Origin of the sequence: Streptomyces malaysiensis subsp. samsunensis, assembly GCF_024519315.1 — a bacterium.
In the GTDB taxonomy this organism is placed as follows: Bacteria; Actinomycetota; Actinomycetes; order Streptomycetales; family Streptomycetaceae; genus Streptomyces; species Streptomyces malaysiensis.
On the sequence record NZ_JANIIC010000023.1, the window covers coordinates 20,769 to 42,904 of the forward strand.

The 22,136-nt window shown below is 71.4% G+C and carries 18 protein-coding genes; 8 read left to right on the forward strand and 10 right to left on the reverse strand.

Annotated elements, in window-relative coordinates:
• Positions 1–75 precede the first annotated feature (75 nt).
• Positions 76–1,752: a purple acid phosphatase family protein gene (locus NQU54_RS20300; RefSeq protein ID WP_257632290.1), complete on the reverse strand. Its 1,677-nt coding sequence runs from the start codon at positions 1,750–1,752 to the stop codon at positions 76–78.
• Between the two features lie 168 nt (positions 1,753–1,920).
• Here NQU54_RS20300 and NQU54_RS20305 point away from each other — a divergent pair, with 168 nt between their 5' ends.
• Positions 1,921–2,469, forward strand: a complete 549-nt coding sequence (locus NQU54_RS20305; RefSeq protein ID WP_257632291.1) for a MarR family winged helix-turn-helix transcriptional regulator — start codon at positions 1,921–1,923, stop codon at positions 2,467–2,469.
• Between the two features lie 193 nt (positions 2,470–2,662).
• Here NQU54_RS20305 and NQU54_RS20310 read toward each other — a convergent pair whose 3' ends face one another.
• Complete coding sequence (locus NQU54_RS20310; RefSeq protein WP_257632292.1) at positions 2,663–6,037, reverse strand: pyruvate carboxylase; 3,375 nt, start codon at positions 6,035–6,037, stop codon at positions 2,663–2,665.
• Positions 6,038–6,273: 236 nt separating this feature from the next.
• On the opposite strand from NQU54_RS20310, the gene NQU54_RS20315 reads away from it, so the two are divergent.
• Positions 6,274–6,399, forward strand: a complete 126-nt coding sequence (locus NQU54_RS20315) for a hypothetical protein (RefSeq protein ID WP_257632293.1) — start codon at positions 6,274–6,276, stop codon at positions 6,397–6,399.
• Between the two features lie 90 nt (positions 6,400–6,489).
• On the opposite strand, the gene NQU54_RS20320 is transcribed toward NQU54_RS20315, so the two are convergent.
• The 5 genes from NQU54_RS20320 to NQU54_RS20340 form a co-directional block, all read right to left on the reverse strand.
• Positions 6,490–8,325, reverse strand: a complete 1,836-nt coding sequence (locus NQU54_RS20320; RefSeq protein WP_257632294.1) for a glycoside hydrolase family 15 protein — start codon at positions 8,323–8,325, stop codon at positions 6,490–6,492.
• Between the two features lie 264 nt (positions 8,326–8,589).
• Positions 8,590–9,528, reverse strand: a complete 939-nt coding sequence (gene tgmB, locus NQU54_RS20325) for an ATP-grasp ribosomal peptide maturase (protein WP_257632295.1) — start codon at positions 9,526–9,528, stop codon at positions 8,590–8,592.
• A 15-nt stretch (positions 9,529–9,543) separates the two neighbouring features.
• On the reverse strand, positions 9,544–9,735 hold the full coding sequence (gene tgmA, locus NQU54_RS20330; protein WP_069872196.1) for a putative ATP-grasp-modified RiPP: 192 nt from the start codon (positions 9,733–9,735) through the stop codon (positions 9,544–9,546).
• 286 nt (positions 9,736–10,021) lie between these two features.
• Entirely contained in the window at positions 10,022–10,474 is a 453-nt protein-coding gene (locus tag NQU54_RS20335) for a VOC family protein (protein ID WP_257632296.1), read from the reverse strand.
• A 38-nt stretch (positions 10,475–10,512) separates the two neighbouring features.
• Complete coding sequence (locus NQU54_RS20340) at positions 10,513–11,304, reverse strand: class I SAM-dependent methyltransferase (protein ID WP_093701596.1); 792 nt, start codon at positions 11,302–11,304, stop codon at positions 10,513–10,515.
• Positions 11,305–11,628: 324 nt separating this feature from the next.
• Between NQU54_RS20340 and NQU54_RS20345 the strand changes: the two genes are divergently transcribed.
• Entirely contained in the window at positions 11,629–12,909 is a 1,281-nt protein-coding gene (locus NQU54_RS20345) for a sensor histidine kinase (protein ID WP_257632365.1), read from the forward strand.
• Between the two features lie 50 nt (positions 12,910–12,959).
• A complete protein-coding gene (locus NQU54_RS20350; protein ID WP_306278903.1) occupies positions 12,960–13,700 on the forward strand; it encodes a response regulator in 741 nt (246 codons plus the stop codon).
• A gap of 5 nt (positions 13,701–13,705) precedes the next feature.
• Here NQU54_RS20350 and NQU54_RS20355 read toward each other — a convergent pair whose 3' ends face one another.
• On the reverse strand, positions 13,706–14,767 hold the full coding sequence (locus NQU54_RS20355; protein WP_069872206.1) for a mechanosensitive ion channel family protein: 1,062 nt from the start codon (positions 14,765–14,767) through the stop codon (positions 13,706–13,708).
• A 291-nt stretch (positions 14,768–15,058) separates the two neighbouring features.
• Here NQU54_RS20355 and NQU54_RS20360 point away from each other — a divergent pair, with 291 nt between their 5' ends.
• A complete protein-coding gene (locus tag NQU54_RS20360) occupies positions 15,059–16,258 on the forward strand; it encodes an MFS transporter (RefSeq protein ID WP_257632297.1) in 1,200 nt (399 codons plus the stop codon).
• 68 nt (positions 16,259–16,326) lie between these two features.
• On the opposite strand, the gene NQU54_RS20365 is transcribed toward NQU54_RS20360, so the two are convergent.
• A complete protein-coding gene (locus NQU54_RS20365) occupies positions 16,327–17,238 on the reverse strand; it encodes an endonuclease/exonuclease/phosphatase family protein (RefSeq protein ID WP_257632298.1) in 912 nt (303 codons plus the stop codon).
• Positions 17,239–17,497: 259 nt separating this feature from the next.
• On the opposite strand from NQU54_RS20365, the gene NQU54_RS20370 reads away from it, so the two are divergent.
• Positions 17,498–18,505 carry a sulfotransferase gene (locus tag NQU54_RS20370; RefSeq protein WP_257632299.1) on the forward strand — a complete coding sequence of 336 codons (1,008 nt, stop codon included), beginning with the start codon at positions 17,498–17,500 and terminating at the stop codon, positions 18,503–18,505.
• A 365-nt stretch (positions 18,506–18,870) separates the two neighbouring features.
• Here the strand turns inward: NQU54_RS20370 and NQU54_RS20375 are convergent, their stop codons facing one another.
• Entirely contained in the window at positions 18,871–19,794 is a 924-nt protein-coding gene (locus NQU54_RS20375) for a LysR family transcriptional regulator (RefSeq protein ID WP_257632300.1), read from the reverse strand.
• 308 nt (positions 19,795–20,102) lie between these two features.
• Between NQU54_RS20375 and NQU54_RS20380 the strand changes: the two genes are divergently transcribed.
• Both NQU54_RS20380 and NQU54_RS20385 read left to right on the forward strand, forming a co-directional pair.
• Positions 20,103–21,110: an aminotransferase class I/II-fold pyridoxal phosphate-dependent enzyme gene (locus tag NQU54_RS20380; protein WP_257632301.1), complete on the forward strand. Its 1,008-nt coding sequence runs from the start codon at positions 20,103–20,105 to the stop codon at positions 21,108–21,110.
• On the forward strand, positions 21,107–22,135 hold the full coding sequence (locus NQU54_RS20385) for a polyprenyl synthetase family protein (protein WP_257632302.1): 1,029 nt from the start codon (positions 21,107–21,109) through the stop codon (positions 22,133–22,135). The genes NQU54_RS20380 and NQU54_RS20385 overlap by 4 nt, the downstream gene beginning before the upstream one ends.
• Position 22,136 lies beyond the last annotated feature (1 nt).

Below are 22,136 nucleotides of genomic sequence, written 5' to 3' on the forward strand. Positions count from 1 at the left end.
GTGAGCGGGCCGGCCCACTCATAGCCCTTGTCCTCCGCATGGAGCGTCAGAGGGTCCGTCAGTTCCTGGCGTGGCTCATCGGCGCCGCTCACCGTCGCCGCGGGTGCGCCGGAGCGTGAAGGTGTCCACGGGCTCGACGCGGCCGTAGAGCCCGGTGACCGCGTAGTAGGTCACCGACATCGTGGTGAGGCCGCCCCGTTCGGTGCCGGGGTCGACGGTGAACGCGGCGAAGCCATAGGGGTTCACCCGGTCGCGCACCGCCGACCACGGGGCCGCCTCCGTGACGTAGACCGGGCTCTTGTGGCCGTTCGCCCCGGTCGCTCCGACACCGGTGATGACATTGCACCGCGGGGTGTCGAACAGAACGTCCATCGACGGCACCGAGGTGCCACCGCCACCGATGACCATATGGACGGTTCCCCCGGTGGTGTCCACCAGATCGGTGCGGGTGGCGGCGGGGGTCGGTGTCATCGTGTCACTGGGCTCCTGGCCACGGATCGGGTGGGAGCGCTCGTAGTGGTGTTCATGGCCGCAGACGACCAGGTCGACGCCGTAGGTGTCGAAGAGCGGCAGCCACTCCTCCCGGATGCCGAGGTCGGCGCCGTTGCCCGGGTGGTCGGCCGTGGAGACGACCACCTGGTGCATGACGACCACGATCCAGTCGATGTCCCGGTCGGCCCTGGCCCGTGCGAGCTCGGCCTCCAGCCAGCGCCGCTGGGCCCCGCCGGAGTAGCCCCGCACATAGGTGTTTCCGGCGTCCTGGTAGGCCACGTCGTCATTGGCCAGGCTCACGACGCGCACCGAGCCGACGGTGAAGGCGTACCACAGCCCCTCGGTCTCGGCGTCGCCGCCGTTGCCGGGCAGTGAGAAGTACGCCTGGTAGGCGGCGAACCCGATCGGCCCGTTGCCCAGCTCGTTCTCGTGGTTGCCGGCCGCGGGCATCCACGGCCGGAACCGCGAGGACCGGCTGGTCATATCGAACCAGTCCGACCAGGTGCGCAGCCGGTCCTCGGACAGATTGGCGTAGCACAGATCGCCGTTGACGAGGTGGAACAGTGGCGCGATCCGCTCGACGGCGGTGGTCACGTCATTGGCGTACGGCGAGCCGAGGTTGTCGTTGAGGTAGACGAGCTTCTCGGTGATCTTCGGCGGTCTGGGCCCGTTCAGCTTGCCCACCGTGGGCGTGCCCTGGTCGCCGAAGCTGGTGAAGGTGAACGGCGCCCGGCCGCCCGGCCCGGTGCGGAACGACCCCGCCTCGGGCGTCGCCCCGTCGTGGACGGCGGCGTAGACATAGCCGGTGCCGGGGCGCAGCCGGTTCAGCCGGGCGTGATGGACATAGATGGTCTGCCGGGACTTGGCGTCCTGGTAGGAGGTGGTCCGCGCGGTGACCTCGGTGCCCATGCCATGGGCCGGGGTGCCGAACATGACACGCGGCCGTTTCACCGGGACCGGTGTCTGCCAGGACACCACCACCTCCCGCGCGGCATCGGCCCCGAACTGGAGGTGCAGCCCGCTCACCGGCGGCATCCCGGACCCGTCGGGCCGGGTCCACAGCACCGGTGAGGCCGCCACCGCCTCCGGCTGGGAGATGAAGGTGCCCGCACCGGCCGCCGCCGCGCCTGCCGCGCCCAGCAGCCCCCGGCGGCTCACCCGGGGCGCCTTCGATGTGATGGCCGTCGTCGGTGTGATGGCCGTCGTCGGTGTGGTGGTCGCCGTCGTTGCGGTGGTCGTGGCCTTCGGTGTCGTCGTCATGGGGGGAAGCTCCCACGCGCCCGCCGCCGCCGGACACCGTGCCACCGTGAACAGCGCGGCAAGGCGGGCTACCGGCGGACGACCGGACGGCGAACCCCGACAACCATCTCGGTGGACGGTGGCGGATGGACGTTGCCAGGGGCGTATCCGCGCAGCACGCTGTTCCCTGTGAACGATCGGGACGAGGAGCTGCGCGGGCTGGACGCGGTGCTGCGGGAGCTGCGCCACGCCCGGTACGGGCTGTACGGACCGCTGGTACGGGAGCGCTTCCTGGACGGGCTGCCCGCGGAGGTGACCCCGACCGGCTACCGGGTGCTGCGCTTCGTCGAGGCCGGCTCCCCACCGCCACCCACCGTGTCCGACATCGCCGCCCTGCTGCTCTCCGACCGGGCCCGCGCCGTGCGCGTCGTGGACCGGCTGACGGCGGCAGGGCTGGTCACCCGGGTGCGGGACACGGTGGACCGGCGGATACGGAGGGTGGACCTGACCGACGCCGGGCGCCGCCATATCGCCCTGGCGGCCGCCCGGCGGACCCGGCTGCTGGGCGAGGCCACCGCGGACTGGCCGGATGAGGACCTGGCCCGGCTGACCGACTTCCTGGAGCGGCTCAACGCCTCCGTGGCACGCCATCTGCCGGGGGCCGAGGCATCCGATGTGTCCGGCGCAGCCGATGTGCACGACGTGTCCGACGCAACCGACGTGCCCGACGGCCGGTGATCGAGCCTCGGCCGCCCGGCAGTCCCGGAACAGCGGATAGGTGTCGAGGTGTCCGACGAGGCGCTCTCGACCGGGCGGTGGATGCCCCACCCGCGGTGGACACCTTTCCGCGGGCATACGAAGCCGCCGCCACCGGACGCCCCTGACCCGAGGGCCGTGGGACCGGTGGCGGCGGCTCGCCGCCGCTGTCGGCTCAGACGAGGGCGACCAGCAGATCGCCGCCCTCCACCTGCTGAATCGTGTTGATGGCGAGGCGCGAGACCGTGCCGCCCTTCGGGGCCGCGATGGTGGCTTCCATCTTCATCGCCTCGATCGTCGCCACGGTGGCCCCGGCCGCCACCTGATCGCCCTCGGCCACCACCAGCGTCACCACACCCGCGAAGGGCGCCGCCACATGGCCGGGGTCGCTCCGGTCGGCCTTCTCGGTGGCCGGCACGTCCGAGGCCGCCGAGGTGTCCCGCACCTGGACCGGGCGCAACTGCCCGTTCAGCGAGGACATCACCGTACGCATCCCGCGCTCGTCGGCGTCGCCGATCGCCTCCAGCTCGATCAGCAGCCGGACCCCGGGCTCGAGGTCCACCGTGTACTCCTGCCGCGGGCGCAGCCCGTAGAAGAAGTCCTTGCTGTCCAGCACGCTGGTGTCGCCGTGGGCCTGCCGATGTGCCTCGAACTCCTTGGTCGGGCCGGGGAACAGCAGCCGGTTCAGCGTGGCCCGCGGATCCTTCTCCAGTTGCTCCCGGTCCTCGGCGGACAGCTCCGCCATCGGCTTGGCGGCGGCGCGGCCCTCCAGCGCCTTGCCGCGGAACGGCTCGGGCCAGCCGCCCGGCGGATTGCCCAGCTCGCCGCGGAGGAACCCGATGACCGAGTCCGGGATGTCGTACCGGCCCGGCTCCGCCTCGAAGTCCTCCGGCGACACACCCGCCCCCACCAGGTGCAGCGCGAGATCGCCGACCACCTTCGACGACGGGGTGACCTTCACCAGATGGCCCAGGATCCGGTCCGCGGCGGTGTACATCGCCTCGATCTCCTCGAAGCGGTCGCCGAGGCCGAGCGCGATGGCCTGGGTGCGCAGGTTGGACAGCTGACCACCGGGGATCTCATGGTGGTACACCCGTCCGGTCGGCGAGGCCAGGCCCGCCTCGAACGGTGCGTAGATCTTGCGCACGGCCTCCCAGTACGGCTCCAGGCCGCCGATCGCCTCGAGGTCGAGTCCGGTCGGCCGGTCGGAGTGGTCGGTGGCGGCCACGATCGCCGACAGCGACGGCTGGGAGGTGGTGCCCGCCATGGAGGCCACCGCGCCGTCCACCGCGTCCGCACCGGCCTGGACCGCCGCGAGATAGGTGGCGAGCTGACCGCCCGCGGTGTCATGGGTGTGGATGTGCACCGGCAGGTCGAACTCCCTGCGCAGCGCGGACACCAGCTTGGCCGCGGCGGGGGCGCGCAGCAGCCCGGCCATGTCCTTGATGGCCAGCACATGCGCGCCCGCGTCCACGATCTGCTCGGCGAGCCGCAGATAGTAGTCGAGGGTGTAGAGCGTCTCGGAGGGATCGGACAGATCGGAGGTGTAGCAGAGCGCCACCTCGGCGATCGCGGTGCCCGTCTCCCGTACCGCGTCGATCGCCGGCCGCATCTGCCCGATGTCGTTCAGCGCGTCGAAGATCCGGAAGATATCGATCCCGGTGGCCGTGGCCTCCCGGACGAAGGAGGTGGTCACCTCGGTCGGATACGGCGTGTAGCCCACGGTGTTGCGGCCGCGCAGCAGCATCTGGAGACAGATGTTGGGCACCGCCTCGCGCAGCTTGGCCAGCCGCTCCCAGGGGTCCTCGGCGAGGAAGCGCAGCGCCACGTCGTAGGTGGCCCCGCCCCAGCACTCCAGCGACAGCAGCTGCGGCACGGTCCGCGCCACCACCGGGGCCACGGCCAGCAGGTCCCTGGTGCGGACCCGGGTGGCCAGCAGCGACTGGTGCGCGTCCCGGAAGGTGGTGTCGGTGACACCGATCGTGGGCGACTCGCGCAGCCATCGCGCGAAACCCTCAGGACCGAGTTCGGTGAGCCGCTGCTTGGTACCGGCGGGCGGTTCGGTGTCCGGCACCGGGGGCAGCTTGGTGGTCGCGTCGATCAGATGCGGCCGCTCGCCGTGGGGCTTGTTCACCGTGACATCGGCGAGATAGGTGAGCAGTTTGGTGCCGCGGTCGGCGGAGTGACGCGCGGTCAGCAGATGCGGCCGCTGTTCGATGAACGACGTGGTGACCTGTCCGGCCCGGAAGTCCGGATCGTCCAGCACCGCCTGGAGGAACGGGATGTTCGTGGACACGCCGCGGATGCGGAACTCGGCCACCGCGCGCCGGGCCCGGCCGACCGCGGTGGTGAAGTCCCGCCCCCGGCAGGTCAGCTTGACCAGCATCGAGTCGAAGTGCGCGCTGACCTCCGCACCGGCGTGGGTGGTGCCACCGTCCAGCCGGATGCCCGAACCGCCCGGCGAGCGGTACGCGCTGATCATGCCGGTGTCCGGGCGGAAGCCGTTGGCCGGGTCCTCGGTGGTGATCCGGCATTGCAGCGCCGCGCCCCGCGGATACACGGTGTCCTGCGTGAGGCCGAGGTCGGCCAGTGTCTGACCGGCGGCGATCCGCAGCTGTGCCTGGACCAGGTCCACATCGGTGATCTCCTCGGTCACCGTGTGCTCGACCTGGATCCGCGGATTCATCTCGATGAACACATGGTTGCCGTCGCGGTCGAGCAGGAACTCCACCGTGCCGGCGTTGCGATAGCCGATCTGCCGGGCGAACTTCACCGCGTCCGCGCAGATCCGCGTCCGCAGCTCCGGATCCAGATTGGGCGCCGGCGCCAGCTCGATCACCTTCTGGTGACGCCGCTGCACCGAACAGTCGCGTTCGAACAGATGGATGACATCGCCCTGCCCGTCGGCGAGGATCTGCACCTCGATATGGCGGGGCTCCACCACCGCCTTCTCCAGGAAGACCGTGGGATCGCCGAAGGCGGACTCCGCCTCCCGGGCCGCCGCCTCGATGGACTCGCGCAGCGTCTCGCGGCGCTCGACCCTGCGCATCCCGCGCCCGCCACCACCGGCGACGGCCTTGACGAACACCGGGAAACCGAGCTCGTCCGCGGCCCGGACCAGCTCGTCCACATCGGTCGACGGCTCGGAGGAGCCGAGCACCGGCACCCCGGCCGCACGGGCGGCGGCCACCGCGCGCGCCTTGTTCCCGGTGAGCTCCAGGGTCTGCGCGCCGGGCCCCACGAACGTGATCCCCGCCTCCTCGCACGCGCGCGCGAGTTCGGGGTTCTCGGACAGGAAGCCGTATCCGGGGTATACCGCGTCCGCGCCCGCCTTGCGCGCCGCGCGGACGATCTCCTCGACGGAGAGATAGGCCCGCACCGGATGGCCGGGCGCACCGATCTCGTACGCCTCGTCGGCCTTGAGCCGATGCAGCGAGTTGCGGTCCTCGTGCGGGAACACGGCGACGGTTCTCGCGCCCAGCTCATAGCCGGCGCGAAAGGCGCGAATGGCGATCTCTCCACGATTGGCGACCAGCACCTTGCGGAACATGCCCGATCCCTTCTACCTGCTGCCCGGTACCAACACACGCTTGTCGGCGAACCCTACTGCCGCGTTCCACGTGGCACGCCCGGGGTGTGATCGAGTTCTCGTGGATGGTGTACGGGATGGCATCCGGTCCTGGATATCCATGATCGCCGGAATACGCAGAGTGACCCTCCGGCCGCGCCGGGTGGTGCTCTACATGGACCCGGAACGCCGCTTCAACGCCGGGGCAGGGGCCGGTGGTGGACCTGACGCCGCTGAGCGGAATGCGGGAGCTGATCGTGCAGGTGAGCAATGCCGCCTACGTCAAGGGCGTGGGCCGGTTCCCCGACGGCCGCGCCCTGGTGGTCCCGGCGCCGTCGCGCTGAACCGGCCACCCACCGACGACCGGCTCAGCCGCCCGGCGGGCGGTCCGGCCGCTGTGGGCCTCGGTGAGGGCGGCGCTCGCGGCCGCGCGGTCAGCCCAGGGCCCGGTCCAGGTTGAACGCGGCGCTGATGAGCGCGAGATGGGTGAACGCCTGCGGGAAGTTGCCGATCTGCTCACCGGTGCGGCCGATCTCCTCCGCGTACAGCCCGACGTGGTTGGCGTACGTGAGCATCTTCTCGAAGGCCAGCCGCGCCTCGTCCACCCGCCCGGCCCGGGACAGCGCCTCGACGTACCAGAACGAGCAGATCGAGAAGGTGCCCTCCGCACCGCGCAGCCCGTCCGGGCTGACCGTGGGGTCGTAGCGGTAGACCAGCGAGTCGGACACCAGCTCCTCGCCCAGCGCGTCCAGGGTGGACAGCCATTTGGGGTCGGTGGGGGAGATGAACTTCGACAGCGGCATCATCAGCACCGAGGCGTCGAGCACCTCCTCGCCCTCGCGCTGTACGAAGGCGAGCCGCCGCGGCGACCAGCCGCTGCGCATGATCCGCCGGTAGATGTCATCGCGCGCCCGCGACCAGCGGGACATGTCCGCGGGCAGGCCGCGGTGGCGGGCGATGCGCATCGCCCGCTCGATCGCGACCCAGCACATCAGCTGCGAGTACAGGAAGTGCTGTGGTCCGGAGCGGGTCTCCCAGACGCTCATATCGGGCCGGTCCCAGTTGTCGCAGACCCAGCCGACCACCTCGCAGACGGCGTCCCAGTGGCCGCTCGCCAGCGGCTGCCCCCATTTGTCATAGAGGTAGAGGGAGTCCACCAGCGCCCCGTAGATGTCCAGCTGGAGCTGGTCGACCGCCGCGTTGCCGACCCGGACCGGGGACGAGCCCAGATGCCCCTCCAGATGGGGGAGCATCTGCTCGGGGATCTCGCTGCGGCCGTCGATGCCGTACATGATCTGGAGCGGGCCGCCGGGGCCGTCGCCCAGGCGGATGTCCTCGGAGAGGAAGCGCACGAACGCCTCGGCCTCCTGGGTGAAGCCCAGCCTCAGCAGCGCGTAGATGCAGAACGCGGAATCGCGGACCCATGCGTACCGGTAGTCCCAGTTGCGCTCGCCGCCGATCTGCTCGGGCAGGCTGGTGGTCGGGGCGGCCACGATGGCGCCGGTCGGTGCGTAGGTGAGCAGCTTCAGGGTGAGCGCCGAGCGGTGCACCATCTCCCGCCACCGCCCGCGGTAGCGGGACTGCGAGAGCCAGCGGCGCCAGTAGCGCACGGTGGCGTTGAACAGTTCCTCCGCCTCCGCCTGCGGACAGTGCCGCGGCCGCACGGCGCCGCCGATCCGGTCCAGCGCGAAAACCGCGGCCTCGCCCTCGACCAGCTTGAACGTGGACACCGCATCGGGTCCGTCGGTCTCCACGGTGACGCTGGACGTCAGCGCCAGCGACAGCTCCGGGGAATCGAAGATCGTGAGCCCCTGCTCGGTGCGCACCGTGTGCGACTGCCGGGCGTAGTCGAACCGGGGCGCCACGCGCGCGGTGAACGGCAGCGATCCGCGTACGCACAGCACCCGGCGGATCAGCCGGTGCCGGTCCGCCTCGCGCGAGTCGTCCACGATCGGCATGAAGTCCTGGACCTCGGCGACCCCGTCGTCCGCGAAGAAGCGGGTGATGAGGATATTGGTGTCGGGGAAGTAGAACTGCTTCGTGCGGGCGGGCACATCCGGCGTGAGCCGGAACGAACCGCCACGGTCGGTGTCCAGGATCGACGCGAACACACTGGGCGCGTCGAACCGGACCGGGCAGTACCAGTCGATGGTGCCGCCCGTGTCGACGAGCGCGGCGGTGCGCAGATCGCCGATCAGACCGTGCTCGGCGATGGGCACATAGCGGGACGCGTCCGTCGGGTGGGGGCGGTTGCTCTCGGCGACGGTCATCGGAACCTCCCGCGCTGGGGGAGGGGCTGGAAACCCTGGGTAGCGCAGACTCTCGCTTCAGCATACGACCGACCGGCCGGTCCGGCGCAGCGCCCGGACGGCGGCACCGCGACCGGTGGCCACGCCCCGCATCGAGCGGGGTGCGCAGCGTATGCCACGGTGGCGCGGGCGCCGCCGGCCTCGTCCTCCCTGGCGAAGGCCCAGGTCATGCCTCCGCGTAGCCGGCCGTCACGGTATGTGTGCGGATGTGCGGGAACGCCGTTCTCACCGGTGGGCGACGCTGGGCGCCGCCAGCCAGGACGCGACCGCGGCCGCGATGGGCTGACCGGTTTCCAACTCGACAAAGCCGAATTGGCCGCCCTGGTTGCACTCCAGGAACCACCAAACGCCCTCGGTGTCCTCGGCGAAGTCGAAGGCCCCGTAGGCGAGGCCGGTGAGCGTCATGTACTCATGGACGGAGCGCGCGATTCTGGCGGGCACATCGACGGCTTCCCAGTGATGTCCATGACATCCATAGCGCCCGTCCACCTGGCCGGAGGCGGCGGTCTTGCGCGCGGCGTATAACTCGCTGCCGACGCAGATCAGCCGGATGTCGGCCCGTTTGGGAATGTACCGCTGAAGAAGGGTGGCCCCGGCCGCGACATCGGAGAAATCCGTGTCCGGTCCGATGCGGGTCGTCGGCAGCGCGACCGGTGGATCGACGGAGGGCGGACCGGAGGCGGATTTCACCACGATGTCCGCGCACTGGATGGCGAAATCCCGCGCCGCGCGCGGATAGGTGGTGACAAGAGTCGACGGCACGGCGAAACCGCTGTGCTGGGCCACTCGCAACTGGAACGGTTTGTGGCGGGCCGGTTCGGCGGCCGCGGGATGGTTCATCCAGCGTGCCGTTGTCGCGTAGAGCATCCCGTACAGCGCCTGTCCGCACTCGGCCGTCAGCCACTCCGACGGATTCGGCGCGTGGGCGGCGGGTCGGCCCGGTCTGCGGACCCAGATGGACCGCACACCGTGGATGCTGACGAGACGTCCCTCGGTCGACAGATATCCCGTGAAGTCACCACGGTCGAATTCGGTCGACAGGGCGGCCTGATCCGGAAGGTCTGCCGGATCGAAACGCACCAGAGGGACGCCTTGTTCGCGCAGTTCCGCCACCACCAAGTCGGCGGTGACATCCTGGCGGCTCGTCAGGATGAGTACCGTCATCGACGTATGTGAACGTCAGTCGTCGAAGTGTGTCTTGGAGCCGGCTGTGGATGTGGTCGTGCCGGTCGCCAGCAGCACCGCCCGGTCGGCGATGGCGGGACGGCCGTCGGAGAGGACATTCAACTGCAAGGCGGCGCTATAGGCGTAGGGAACACTGGCCGCCGACCGTTCGGCGGGGATTGCGTGCTTCAGTACGAAGGGCTGCATGAGTGACCTCTTGGTGCTCAATCTATTCGTCTGTATTCGTCTATCCACCACGCAACAGTACGTACTAAAAGTCTACGGCACTCTCTAGCAACGAGTTTGTCCCGTGTGTTGCGATATGAAGTGCGTCACAGGATCGGGAAGAACGTCAACGGAGGGGTCGAAGGGCACATATGCCTCGGGTAATGCGCCGTCGAATAGTCGGCGGACGCGGAGGGGAGCATCGGCCACCGAGCGCCCCCACGGACCCCGCGCGTCCGGCGGGCCGGGGAACGGCCCGCCGGGCGGATCAGACCGCGAAGAGCCGCTCGATGTCGGCGAACGCCTTGAACTCCAGGGCGTTTCCGGCGGGGTCGAGGAAGAACATCGTCCACTGCTCGCCCGGTTCGCCCTCGAAGCGCACATACGGCTCGATGACGAAGTCCGTGCCCGCCGCCCTGAGCCGCTCGGCGAGCTCCTGGAACTCCGGCACCGGGAGCACCAGGCCGAAGTGCGGTACGGGCACCTGGTGGCCGTCGACCGGGTTGGTTCCGGCGACAGCGTCGCGCGGGGTCTTCGCCGGGCCGTCGCCCACCTGGTGGGTGACCACCTGATGGCCGCGGAAGTTCCAGTCGATCCACTTGGTGTCCGAGCGGCCCTGGGCGAACCCGAGCACCTTGCCGTAGAACTCACGGGCCGCGTCGAGGTCGTCGACGGGGATGGCCAGATGGAAGGGGACGAGGCCGGGGGAGTGTGCGGTCATGGTGTGCTTCCTTCGCTGCGGGAAGAGCGCGGGCCAGGTCAGGACGTCTGCCCGGCCTCGCGGTGGGTGACGCGGATCTTCGACTGGCCGTGCGGCAGCTCCTCCCAGTCCGCCATGAAGCGGGCCGCCAGACCGTGCTTCTCCGCCAGGGCGATGAGCGTATCGGTGCGGTAGTAGAAGTCTTCCCGCAGCACCTGGTGTTCCACGCCCTCGGTGCGGTCGAAGGTGAAGTCGAACCAGCCGCCCGGCGCCATGACACGGCCGACATGGGCCAGGCACTCCTCGATGACCGGCAGTGGCGAGTGCGAGAACACACTGTGCGCGTGCACCACGTCGAAGTGGGCGTCGGGCAGGAACCGCAGCGTCAGATCGCGGACCGGGGTGAGGGTGGGAACGCGGCTCTGGAGCCCGTGGCGCACCAGTGTGTCCTGTGCGGCGGCGAGGATCTCGGGCGAGATGTCCACGCCGTAGTAGTGGCCCGGCTCCAGATGGCCGATGAACCGCCAGCCCGCCCGCAGATTGCCGCAGCCGATCTCCAGCATCCGGTGCTCCGGCCGCAGACCGTGGCCGAGGAGATAGTCGAACTGCATCTCGCCCAGCGCCAGCCACCGGTCATGGCTGCGGCTGCCGACCGCCGCTTCCGGGCTGGTGCGGGTGTCGGACCGCATCACGGCGCGGTAGTACGCGACATGGTCCGGGTAGCGGTAGCGCAGCCAGGCGTCCCGGGTGGCGCGGACCAGATGGCGCGGGACGCGCTGCGGATGGCGCAGCGCGTAGGAGACGCGGTGACCGAGGGCGGAGCGATTGACGCTGAGGTTCTTGGCGGGCATGGGGACTCTCTCGGGCTCGAGGTGCGGACGCGGCGGCTTATGCGTTCCCGCGTCGCTCTGGTCGGTACCAGCCTCTGCGCCGTGGCGGCGACGGGGATCGGTGGAGCGGCCCCGGTCCGCGGGCGATCCGGGTGATCGTCGTATCAACCGATCGGATGATGCGACGTCCGGCCTGGCGCGTTAGGACTGGCTGGGGGAGCGAATCGAAGAGCAGTGAAGAGAACCGAGGATCCGGGGTGAACCGGGGAGCGAGGAGGGGCCGGGGTGCGGTCGGCGGGCAGGGCGGTCGGGGCAGGCGGGCGGTCCGGGCGGGCGCCGTGGTCGGTGCTGTGGTCGGCCACCTGGTCGGCCTGGTCCGGGCGGTCCGGATCCGACGGGCCGGACGATCCGGATGAGCGGTGGCTGACGGCGGTCCTGCACATCGCGTTCTTCCTGCTGCTGGGGTCCTCGCTGGTCCGCTATCTGATCCGGGACACCGGCGGCGCGCCGAACGGCTGGGTCATCGCCCTCTTCGTGGCCTTCGGCGCGCTCTATCCGCCCGGACGGTGGCCGGCGCCCGCGCCGGGCCCCGGCGGCCGGCCCTCCGGCCGCTATCTGGTCTGGCTGACCGCGGTGCTGGCCGCGTGGGTCGCGCTGCTGGTCCTCGCGCCGAGCGCCGCATGGTGCGCCATGCCGCTGTTCTTCACCGGTCTGCACACCCTCCCCACCCGGTTCGCGGTGCCCCTGGCCGCCGTGCTCACCGCGCTGGTCGTCGCCTCCAAACTGCGGTTCATGCACGACGGCTTCGACCCCAACGCGCTGATCGCGCCGCCCGCCATCGCCGCCGTGGCCGCCGCCGTCCTCATCCATCTGCGGCGGCAGTCGGCCCGGCAGCGGACGCTGATCGACGATCTCGTCCGCACCCGCCGCGATCTGGCCGCGACCGAGCGGCGGGCGGGGATCCTGGCCGAGCGCCAGCGGCTGTCCTCGGAGATCCATGACACCCTCGCCCAGGGGCTGTCCAGTCAGCGGATGCTGCTCCAGGCCGCGGACCGCACCTGGGAGACGGATCCGGAGGCGGCCCGCGGACATATGCGGGACGCGGCGGAGATCGCTTCCCGCAGCCTCGCCGAGGCCCGCCGGTTCGTCCAGGACCTGGCCCCGGCCGACCTCGCCGAGCGCTCCCTGGCCCAGGCGCTCGGCGCGCTCGCCGAGCGGGAGAGCGGCCCGGGGCGGACGGTGGACTTCCGGCTCGACGGCCCCCTCGGCCCACTGCCCGAGCGGGTGGCGGCCGCGCTGCTGCGCATCGCGCAGGGCGCGCTGGCCAATGTGCGGGAGCACGCCGGGGCGGGCCGGGCCGCGCTCACCCTGACCTGGATGGGCGATCAGATCTGTCTGGACATCGCCGATGACGGCCGTGGCTTCGACACCGGCGCCGTCCCGGTCGCCGGTGCGGACCGGTCGCGCGGACACGGGCTCCCGGCCATGCGGGCCCGGGTACGGCAGCTGGGCGGCACGCTCACCGTGGAGTCCGCACCGGGTGAGGGGACCGTGGTCTCGGCCGCGATCCCCGTGGAGCCCCTCCCCGCCCTCGTCCCCGACCGCCCCGTGGAGGCCACGCCATGAGCCCGTCCCCGTCCCCTTCCCCCTCTTCCCCCTCGTCGTCCGGCCCGGCCATGGGCCCGTCCCCGTCCCCGCCTCCGTCTTCTTCCTCCTCCTCGTCCGGCCCGGACGCGGGCCCGTCGCCGTCCCCGTCGCCCGGCCCCGCTCCGAGCGTGGCCCCGTCCCCGCCCGCCATCCGGCTGCTGCTCTGCGACGACCACGCCGTGGTGCGGGCCGGACTGCGGGCGCTGCTGGCCAGCACCGAGGGCATCGAGGTGGTCGGCGAGGCGGGCAGCGGCGAGGAGGCCCTCGCCATGGCCACCCGGCTGCGGCCCGATGTGGTGCTGATGGATCTCCAGCTCGGGGAGGGTATGGACGGGGTGACCGCCACCCGGCGGCTGGTCCGTGGCGATCCACCCGCGCCCCGCGTCCTGGTCCTCACCATGTTCGACACCGACGCCGACATCACCCGTGCCATCGAGGCGGGGGCCACCGGCTATCTGCTCAAGGCCGAGCGCCCGGAGGAGCTGTTCGCGGCGATCCGGAACGCCGCCTCCGGCCGTACCGCGCTGTCGGCCCCGGTCGCCGACCGGGTGCTGGCCCGGATGCGCAGCCCGCGCCCCGGGCTGTCCGAGCGGGAGCGCGACATCCTCCGGCAGCTGGCCCGCGGCCTGGGCAACCGGGAGATCGCCCGGGCCCTGTTCATCAGCGAGGCCACGGTCAAGACCCATCTGGGACGGATCTACGGGAAATTGGGGGTCGAGACCCGGGCCGGGGCGGTGGCGGTGGCCACCGAGCGGCGGCTGCTGCCCTGACGGCGTCAGATCGCCGGGCGGCCCGGCAGCGGAACGCGGTCCTGGTCGGGCAGGACGAGCGTACGCGTGGGCAGCGGGATCTCGATGCCCTCGGCGCGGAACCGGCGGTGCAGCTCCTTCATGAACTCATGCTTGATGAGGTACTGGTCGCTGAACTCCAGGGCCCGCAGAAACACCGAGAAGTCGATGCCGGACTCTCCGAAGGTGTGGAAGCGCACGCTGGCCTCGTGGTCGACGACGCCGCCCTCGACACCGGACATCACCTTCCCGGCGACCTCGACGGTCACCCGCTCGACATGGTCCAGATCGCTTCCGTAGCCGACCTTCGCCTGGACCATGACCGACATTTGCTGCTCGGGCTGGTGAAAGTTGGTCATGATGGTGTTGCCCAGCTTGGCGTTCGGGATGATGACGAGGTTGTCCGACAGCTGCCGCACCGCCGTGTTGCGCCAGTTGATGTCGACCACATACCCCTCCTCCCCGCTGCTGAGCCGGATGTAGTGGCCGGGCTGCACCGTCTTGGAGGCCAGGATGTGCACCCCCGCGAAGAGGTTGGCCAAGGTGTCCTGGAGGGCCAGGGCGACCGCCAGACCTCCCACGCCCAGCGCGGTGAGCAGCGGGGCGATCGAGACGCCCAGCGTCTCCAGCAGAATCAGCACACCCATCGCCAGTACGGCGATCCGCGTGATGTTGACGAAGATGGTGGCCGTGCCGGCCACTCCGGAGCGGGACAGTGCCAGTGAGCGCACCAGATCGGCCACCACTCGCGCCGCCGTGGCGGTGGTGACCAGGATCAGAGCGGCCACCAGCGTCTGATCGACGTCATGGCCGACCGTGGGGGTCAGCGGCAGCGCGGCGGCCGCGGCGGCCACACCGGCGGCCATCGACGCCCACGGCGCCAGAGTGCGCAAGGTGTCGACGATGATGTCGTCGCCGCTCCAGCGGGTGGCGCGGGCCCGCTCACCCAGCCAGCGCAGCGCCAGGCGCAACAACACACCACCGGCCGCGCCGCATACCAGGGCCGCCCCGACGACGATGACATCGTGCAAGGTGAGAGCCCGGTTCATCGACCACTCTCCCCGGTGCCGGACAGCGCGTCAGGAGTGGCCGTACGGCATGCCGTCGTCGGTGCGGCCTCGGGTCTGGGGGTCTGTGGGATCACCATGTCACCTGCTTGTACCTGGGGTGTACGGGCTGTGCCGGCGTACATGTGTACGGCTCCGGCGTGAGGTGCCATCCTGCCGCATGGGATGAGGGCCGAATGACGGGATGCCCCGCTACCGCACGTAACCCGCCAGGTGGCGGGCGGCGCGTCACCGCGTTTGACGGACATGTGATGTGTGGTGGAATCAGATCGCATGGAAAGCCGTCGAAACGACGTGGGCAGAGCGTGGCCGTATCTCGCGGCCGCCTACGCCTTCGTGGTCACGATGTGCGGTACGACGCTGCCCACGCCGCTCTACTCGCTCTATCAGCGGGAGTTCGGCTTCTCCTCGTTCATGGTCACGGTGATCTTCGCCGTGTACGCGGCGGGGGTCATCGTCGCGTTGCTGCTGCTCGGAAGCGTGTCCGACTTCATCGGGCGACGGCCCGTCATGTTGGCCGCGCTGGTGCTGTCGGCCCTGAGCGCGGTGTGTTTCCTGCTCGCCCGGGGACTGCCGGAGCTGTTCGCGGGCCGCACCCTGTCGGGGCTGTCCGCCGGTCTGGCCACCGGCACCGCCACCGTGACGGTGATCGAGCTGGCGCCCCCGAGCCGGCGCCGTGCCGCCACCCTCCTCGCCACCGGGGCCAACCTGGGCGGTCTCGGCGTCGGCCCGTTGCTGGCGGGTGTGCTGGCCCAGTACGCCCCGGCGCCGCTGAAGCTGGTGTTCGTGGTGGACCTGGTGCTGGTGGCGGTGGCCGCCGCCATGGTGCTCGCCCTCCCGGAGACCGTACGGACGCGGAGCCGTGCGCCGCTGAGGCCGCAGCGGCTGCGGGTGCCCAAGGAGATGCGCTCGACGTTCGCGGCCGCGGCCATGGCGGGGTTCGCGGGCTTCGCCACACTGGGCCTGTTCACCTCGGTGTCGCCCACGTTCCTGAGCGAGGTGGAGGGGGAGAGCAATCTCGCGGTCGCCGGTGCCGTGGCGTTCTCCGTGTTCGCCGCCTCGATCGCAGGGCAGGTGCTGGGGCGGCGGCTCGGCCCGGGGTGGTCGCTGCCCGGAGGGTGCGCGGTGCTGGTGGCCGGTATGGCGGCCATCGCGATCTCGCTGGCCATCGCGTCGCTCGCGCTGCTGGTGCTGGGCGCCGTGGTGGCGGGGACGGGCCAGGGGCTGTCGTTCCACGCGGCCGTACGGGTGGTGACGGAGCGCAGCCCGGCCGACCGCCGCGCCGAGGTCACCTCCGCCCTCTTCGTGCTGATGTACCTGGCGATCTCGATTCCGGTCATCGGTGTCGGCGCGCTGACGGTGTCGGTCGGGCTGCGGACCGCCGGGCTCGTCTTCACGGGCTGTGTGGCCCTGCTGGCCGTGGCCACCCTGCTGCGGGTGCGGGCGCTCTCGGCGGAGACGGCCGACCGCTGAGGGCCCGCCGACCCGTCGATCCGCCCCCGGAGGAGCGGATCGACGGCGTCCGGCGTGGCCGCCCGGCGTCACAGCTCCAGGACGGTCCGCACCGGCAGATGGTCGCTGGGGTACTGGGTGTCCTGGGAGAAGGTGTCGATGGCGGCGTGGCGGGTGCGCACCCCCGGCGAGGTCAGGATCCAGTCGATCCGGTCGCCGTCGGGGGTCAGCGGGCCGAAGCCGTGGAACGTCCCGTACAGCGGGCCGCGCCGCTCGGCGGTGTCCCAGGTGTCCACCAGCGTCCCGCCGTTCAGCATGGCGTCGTACACCGGGTTGCCATGGGCCGCCACATTGAAGTCGCCGGTCACGATGCGGGGAAGCGCGGAGTCCAGACCGTCGAGCCGCTCGGTGATCAGAGCGGCGGCGTGCTCACGGGCGTTCTGGCTGCGGTGGTCCAGATGGGTGTTGAGGGCGTAGAACTCCTTGCCGGTGTGCCGGTCGTGGAAGCGCACCCAGGTGACCATGCGGACCACGGCCCCGCCCCAGGTGTTGGAACCGATCACATTCGGGGTGTCGGACAGCCAGAAGTGGTCGTACTCCAGGGGTTCCAGCCGCCCGGTGTCGTAGAAGACGGCCATGAACTCGTCGCGGCTGCCGCCCATCCGCCCGACGCCGATCCAGGAGTAGCGCTGCCCGAGGTCCTGGGCGATATCACGCAGCTGACCGTACAGCCCCTCCTGAGTGCCCAGCAGATGGGGCCGGGCCCGGCGCAGCAGCTCCCGCATGACCGGGCGGCGCCGGCCCCAGGAGTTGGGCTCGCTGTCACTGGCGTAGCGCAGATTGAAGGTCATGGCGGCCAGCCGTGGACCGTCGGCGGGGGCGACCGGGGCGGCGGGGACCGCCGTGGCCACGTACTGCGGCTGGGCGGCGAGCGGAAGCGCGACGGCCGCCGCGGCCGCGACGCGCATACCGCGACGGCGGCTGAACACAGGTGCGGGCATGGCTCCTCCAAGGTCTTGAAGGTGCGGTGTCGGCCCAAGTGTCGGACCCCGCGGTGTGGGGGGCGTGTCCTGCGGTGGCCGTCCGGTGGAACGTACGGTCACACCGAGCCGACCTCAAGAGCGCGGGCGAGCTTCGGCTGTGACGAGAAGTCCCACCAGTGACGGGAGACCTCACCAGCGACGGGGGTGGCCGGGGGTGCGCGGCGGTGGCGGTGGGTAGACAGGGTCGGTAGTCGTCGAGACGGAAGGGGCACCTGGGGTGAGCGTACGGCCGCTGACCTTCGTCGTGGGGACCGGACGATGCGGTTCCACCGCACTGTCGCGCGTCCTGCGGCTGCATCCGGATCTGCTCAGCGTGAGCGAGCTGATCGCCTCGCTGGAGCCGGACGCGCTGCCCGAGGCGCCGCTGACCGGGGCGGAGTTCTGGCGGATCCTCGCCACTCCGCGCTCGTTCGCCAACCGGGTCATCCGCGATGGCATCCCGCTGCCGGAGTACCGGTATCCGCATGTCGAGGGGCGGTTCTCGGTGGCCGGCGGTGGCATTCCGGCCCTGTGCATGATGACGCTGCCGCATCTCACCGACGACCCCGACGCGCTGTTCGACGTGCTGGAACCGGAGCTGACCCGGCGGCCCGCCGCCCCGGTGGCCGATCACTACCGGGCCCTGTTCGGCCTGCTGGGCGAGCGGTTCGGCCGACGTGCCGTGGTGGAGCGGTCGGGCTACTCGCTGCGGTCGGTGCCCCGGCTGCGGGAGGTCTTTCCCGAGGCCCGGTTCGTCCACCTCCACCGGGACGGCGCCGACTGCGCGCTCTCCATGAGCCGCCACCCCGGTTTCCGGCTGATCCAGCTGATGACGGAGCGCGCCGAGACCACCGAGGACCTTCCGGCCGGTCTCGACGCGCTGCTCAGCGACGACGACGCCGATTTGCGCCCGCTGTACCAACGGTCGGTACCGATCGCCGAGTTCGGCCGTCTGTGGTCGGCCACGATCGTCGAGGGACTGGAGCGTCTGTCCCGGCTCCCCGCCGACATCCGGATGTCCCTGTCGTACGAGGGCCTCCTCGACGCGCCCGAGCGCGAGCTCACCCGGCTGGCCCACCATGTCGGGGTGGAACCCCTCCCGGAGTGGCTGGCGGCCGGACGGGCCCTGCTCGACGGCGACCGCCGGGGCACGGCCGCCGCGACCCTGCCGCCCGACGAACTGGCCGCCCTCCGCGAAAGCTGCGCCCCTGGTGCCCAGGCACTGAGCGTGGTCCACGGCGGATGAGACGTGCCCCGGGCCCGGGGCACGGCGGACAGAGCGGGTCTTGAGCCGGGTGCACGGCGGACAGAGCGGGTCTTGGGCCGGGCGCACGTCGGACAGAGCGGGTCTTGAGCCGGGTGCACGGCGGAGGGGGCGGGCCTTGAGCCGAGCGCACGGCGGACAGGGCGGGCCTTGAGCCGGGTGCACGGCGGACAGAGCGGGTCTTGGGCCGGGCGCACGTCGGACAGAACGGGCCCTGAGCCGAGCGCACGGCCGATGAGCCCGGCCCAGACGCCCGGCGCACGCCGGAGACCGTCTTCGGGCCCCGTGCGTGGCGGCTGAGCCCGGCCCGGGACCGATGAGGTAGCCCGGCGTCGGGCCGTCGCCGCTCAGGCGGCATCCCGCGACTGCTCGACGGCCACCGCCCGCAGCGCCTCCAGCAGGGCGGCCACCGCGGGCACCCTGGCCGCCTCCGGCCGCAGCAGCGCGCAGACGTGGCGCGGGGGCCAGTCGTCCAGCGGACGCGGCTCGACCCGAGGATCGCACCGGGGGAGCAGACCCAGGCCGTCCATCAGGGCGATGCCCACCCCATCGCCCACCAGGCCCAGCGTCGTCGCCTGGTCGTCGGTCGTGGTCACCACCCGGGGCTCGAACCCCGCCTCCGCGCAGCGCCGCAGCAGCCGCTCGCGGTCCCGCTCCAGGATCCACCGCTCCCGCGACAGATCGGCGAGGCGGACGCTGCGCCGCCCCGCGAGCGCATGGCCGCGCGGCAGCAGCACATGGCGGCGGTCGACCAGCAGCGGGACCCGGCGCAGCGGGGTGTTCGCGGGCCTCGTCGCGTCTCCCGCCGCCTCTCCCGGTTCGTCGTCGGCGACGATCGCCAGATCGGTCTCGCCCGAGTCCAGCAGCCGGTAGGCGTCCTGGGAGGCGGTCTGGCCCAGCTCCACCTCCACTTCGATACGGGAGGCGCCCAGCCTGGCCAGCGCGGCGGGCAGCACGGCGACACTGACGCTCTGCACGGAGGACATCCGCACCCGGCCCCGGGTGCGCGCGGCGAGCGCCTCGAACTCGTTCTCCACGTCCCGCAGCCCGGCCAGTACCCCCTGGGCGCGCTCGGCGAGTCTGTGGCCCGCCGGCGTCAGCCGCACCCCCCGTCCCGCCCTGACCGTGAGCGCCACGCCCACAGCACGTTCCAGCGCGCGCATGTGATAGCTGATGGCCGGTTGGGTGTACCCGAGACTGTCCGCCGCGGCGCTGTAGGAGCCGGCGCGACAGACTTCTGTGAGCACGGTGAGCTGGCGAAGATCGATCACTACAGGAAGATAAAAATCGTTTATCAATTCCCGGAAGACTTTAATTGGACGAGTGATCGGGAGACCGTCAAAATCATGGTGACGGATTTCGCCCGAACTCGCTCATCGAACTGACCGATCGGACACGGTCCCACCCGCACTGGCTGACCGTACGGTCACAGCCCGCCCACAACGGTTTCCTCCCCGACGATCCGGCCGGACCGGCATGGGGAACCGGGCGCGGTGACATTCCTTCCTCCGCCCGACCCCCCGCTGGAATGGATGGATGGTGCCCGATGCATGATGGCTGGAATCGCATGACTCCGGTGGTGGCGGAGAACAATCCCTTCCACCAGATGTCGCTCAACGAAACCGTTCACCCCCCGCTCCCCGAAGTGGTGGACGCCGTCCTGCGCACCGCGCGGAACGCCCACCGTACCCTCGATGCCCTCGGCACCGGGCTGTGTCAGGCCCTCGCCGCGCATCTGGGAGTGGGCCCGGAGCACATACTCGCCGGACCGGGCTCCGGCGCGCTGCTCCAGCAGCTGTTCTCCACCCTCACCGGACCCGACACCGACACGGTGCACGCCTGGCCCTCATGGGAGGCGTACCCCATGATGGCGGCCAACGCCGGATCCACCACCGTGCGGGTGCCGCTCTCCGGATACGACCACGATCTGAAGGCGATGGCCGACGCCGTCACCGACCGCACCCGCATGGTCCTGCTGTGCACCCCCAACAACCCCACCGGCACCGCGCTGGACCAGGAGCGGATCCTGCGCTTGCTGGACCGGCTGCCCGCCCATGTCACCGTCGTCATCGACGAGGCGTACCGGGACTTCGCCGACCCCGGCGCCATCGCCGACGGCATCGCACTGCACCGCGCCGATGAACGGGTCTGTGTGGTGCGGACGTTCTCCAAGTCCTACGGACTGCTCAGCCTGCGGGTCGGCTATCTCGTGGCCCATGAGCCCGTGCTCGCCCCGCTCCGCTCGGTCCTGCCCTTCCACCGGGTGAGCGCCGTGGCGCAGGAGGCCGCCATCGCCGCGCTCGGCGCCCATGAGCGGGTGCTCCGGCAGTGCGCCCGGACCGTCGAGGAGCGCGAGCGGCTCCACCGGACCCTGCTCGACCAGGGCTGGGAGGTGCCCGCGAGCCAGGGCAACTTCCTCTGGCTGCCCATGACCTCCGGCGTGGAGCGCTTCACCCAGTTCTGCGCGGACCACGGCGTGGTGGTGTGCGGCAAACCGGGCGAAGGCATCCGCGTCACCGCCGCCGAGCCCGCCGCCAACCAGGCGTTCGCCCAACTCGCCGGAAAGTACCGGGAGGCGACCGTATGACCCCGCCCGACGTCGCGGTCACCGAGGTGGCCGATCCGCTGGCGGAGGCCGCCCCCACCATGGAGCTCCTGCTGCGCGAGCTCGACCGGCGCTGGCCGCGGGAGGCCGAACGGCTCCACCGGATCTCCCGGTACGCCCTGCTCCCGGCGGGGAAGCTGCTGCGCCCGCTGCTGCTCATGGAGGCCGCCGAGGCGGTGGGCGGCGGCGGACCCGCCGTCGTCCCGGCCGCGCTGAGCGTGGAGTACCTCCATGTGGGATCCCTCGTCCACGACGATGTCATCGACGGCGACGCCATGCGGCGGGGCCGTCCGTCCGTCGCGGCGCGCTACGGCACCGCCGACGCCATCGTCACCGGGGACGCCCTGATGCTGGGCACGTTCGGCGTGCTCACCGACGGCACCGACGAGGCGGGCGGGCTGCCGCCGGGCCGGGTCCTCGACGCCGTACGGGTCTTCGCCCAGGCGGGCGTCGATCTGTGCCGCGGCCAGGCGATGGAGGGCGAACTCCGCGGCGACCTCGGCTGCGGACTCGACCGGTACGTCACCATGACCGCCCTGAAGACCGGGGCGCTGTTCCGGGCCGCCTGCCGGGGCGGGGCGATCCTGGGCGGCGGATCCCCCGCCCAGCGGCACGCGCTCACCGCCTACGCCGAACACCTGGGGTCGGCCTTCCAGATGCACGACGACCTGCTGCCGTACACCAGCGACAGCCGCACCACCGGCAAGTCCGCCCTGAGCGACATCGCGGCCGCCCGGCCCACCTTCCCCGTTCTGCTCTGCCACGCCATGGCCGGTGCCCCGGCCCGCGCCCGGCTGGAGGCGGCGCTCGGCGGCGCCCTGCCCGCCGCCGACGCGCTGCGGACGGTGCACGAACTGCTGGAGACGACCGGCGCGCTCGACGCCGCGCGGGACCGGGCCACGGCCCAGGCGGACCTGGCCAAGTCCTGTCTGGCGGAACTGCCCCGCTCCCGGGCCACCGCCGTGCTCGCGGCGGTGGCCGATCTGTCGGTCAGCCGGGACCGGTGAC